At 63.3% G+C, this 1,764-nt stretch carries 3 protein-coding genes; all 3 read left to right on the top strand.

Translation table 11 applies throughout. The annotated features are described in order from the left end of the window. Nucleotides 1–561 (top strand): AIR synthase-related protein (locus tag Q0F21_RS07675; RefSeq protein WP_297238809.1); only part of this gene is annotated, 561 nt, incomplete at its 5' end. Next, on the top strand, nt 558–1,352 hold the full coding sequence (locus tag Q0F21_RS07670) for a thymidylate synthase (protein ID WP_297238807.1): 795 nt from the start codon (nt 558–560) through the stop codon (nt 1,350–1,352). The genes Q0F21_RS07675 and Q0F21_RS07670, both read left to right, overlap by 4 nt. Next, nucleotides 1,349–1,764 (top strand): dihydrofolate reductase (locus Q0F21_RS07665; RefSeq protein ID WP_297238806.1); only part of this gene is annotated, 416 nt, incomplete at its 3' end. The genes Q0F21_RS07670 and Q0F21_RS07665, both read left to right, overlap by 4 nt.

The following is a 1,764-nucleotide window of genomic DNA, read 5'->3' as shown; positions in this document are numbered from 1 at the left end:
CAGGAGAATGACCTGATCTGCGTCACGGGCGACCTCGGTGCCGCCTTCCTCGGCCTGACAATGCTGGAGCGGGAGAAGCAGGTCTTCGACCGGATGGGGCAGGAGAACTATGCTCCGGACTTCGATGGTGGGGCTTACTTCCTCTCTCGTCAGATGCGCCCCGTGACGCGGCACGACCTCTGCCCTTCGCCCATCGGGATCGAGATACGTCCCTCGGCGATGACGGAGGTGACGGAGGGGCTGGCGGGCGATCTCCTTCGCCTATGCGACCTCTCAGGCGTCGGCTGCAGGATCTATGAGGAGCGGCTGCCGATCCTTGCGGAGACGCAGCGGCAGGCGGAGACGCTGGGACTGGATCCCACCGCGATCGCCTGCAATGGCGGCGAGGACTACGAGCTCCTCTTTACTCTTCCCCTGACCGACAAGGAGCTGATCGAGGGGCTGGAGGGCTTGACGATGATCGGCTTCGTCACCGACGCGAGCATGGGCTGTCGCCTCGTCAGCAGTGGCGGGAGCGAGACGCCCCTTCGCTCACAGAGTACCACGACAGCGGAGTCATGAGACAGTATCTGGATCTATTGCAAAAGGTGCTGGACGAAGGGCATCGGAAGGAGGACCGCACCGGCACCGGAACGATCAGCCTCTTTGGCGCGCAGCTGCGCTTCCCGCTCAGTGAGGGCTTCCCGTTGCTGACGACGAAGAAGCTTCACCTGAAGAGCATCATCTACGAGCTGCTCTGGTTTATCCGGGGAGAGACGAATGTGAAGTACCTCCAGGAGAACGGTGTTCGGATCTGGAATGAGTGGGCCGACGAGGCGGGTGACCTGGGGCCGGTCTACGGCGCTCAGTGGCGACACTGGCTCGATGCCTCGGGCGAGACGCACGACCAGCTGGCTGAGGTGATCGAGATGATCCGTAAGACTCCCGACAGCCGGCGGATGATCGTCAACTCGTGGAACGTGGGGGAGATCGACCGGATGGCGCTGCCGCCGTGCCACGTGCTCTACCAGTTTTACGTCGCGGACGGGAAGCTCTCCCTCCAGCTCTACCAGCGGAGTGCTGACCTCTTCCTCGGGGTGCCCTTCAACATCGCCTCCTACGCCCTCCTGCTGATGATGGTGGCGGAGGTGACGGGGCTGGAGGCAGACACCTTTATCCACACCTTTGGCGACGCACACATCTACCTCAATCACCTCGACCAGGTCAGGGAGCAGCTCACGCGGGAGCCACGGCAGCTGCCGACGATGCGGCTCCGACCGGGCGTGACGCGGATCGAGGACTTCACCTACGACGACTTTACGCTGGAGGACTATAATCCCTGGCCACACATCTCAGGCAAAGTATCAGTATGAGCAAGACAAGCACCCTCTCCCTCATCGTCGCCATGGATAGCGACGGAGCGATCGGGCAGGCGGGCGATATGCCCTGGGGGCGGAGTATGAAGGGGGATCTCCGCCACTTCAAGGAGACCACCATGGGGCACCCGATCCTCATGGGTCGCACCACCTACGAGTCCTTCCCCCGCCGACCGCTGCCGGGACGGCTGAATATCGTTCTCACCCGTCGACCTGACTACGCCGTGGAGGAGGGGGCTGTGGTGGCGCACTCGGTGAAGGAGGCACTCCGCCTCGCTGAGGGGGCGGACGAGGTCTTCGTCATCGGTGGTCGGCAGATCTACGAGCAGCTGATCGACCGGGCGGACCGGCTCTACGTGACGCTGGTGCACCACACGTTCCCCGACGCGGACACCCACTTCCCCGACAT

The sequence above is a fragment of the uncultured Porphyromonas sp. genome (assembly GCF_934359325.1).
Lineage (GTDB): Bacteria > Bacteroidota > Bacteroidia > Bacteroidales > Porphyromonadaceae > Porphyromonas_A.
Note: the sequence above shows the minus strand (reverse complement) of the source record. Positions and strands in the feature narration are given on the sequence as shown.

Excerpts from the sequence above, each read along its gene's own strand:
- Q0F21_RS07670 (WP_297238807.1), top strand. The coding sequence starts at position 558 with ATGAGACAGTATCTGGATCTATTGCAAAAGGTGCTGGACGAAGGGCAT.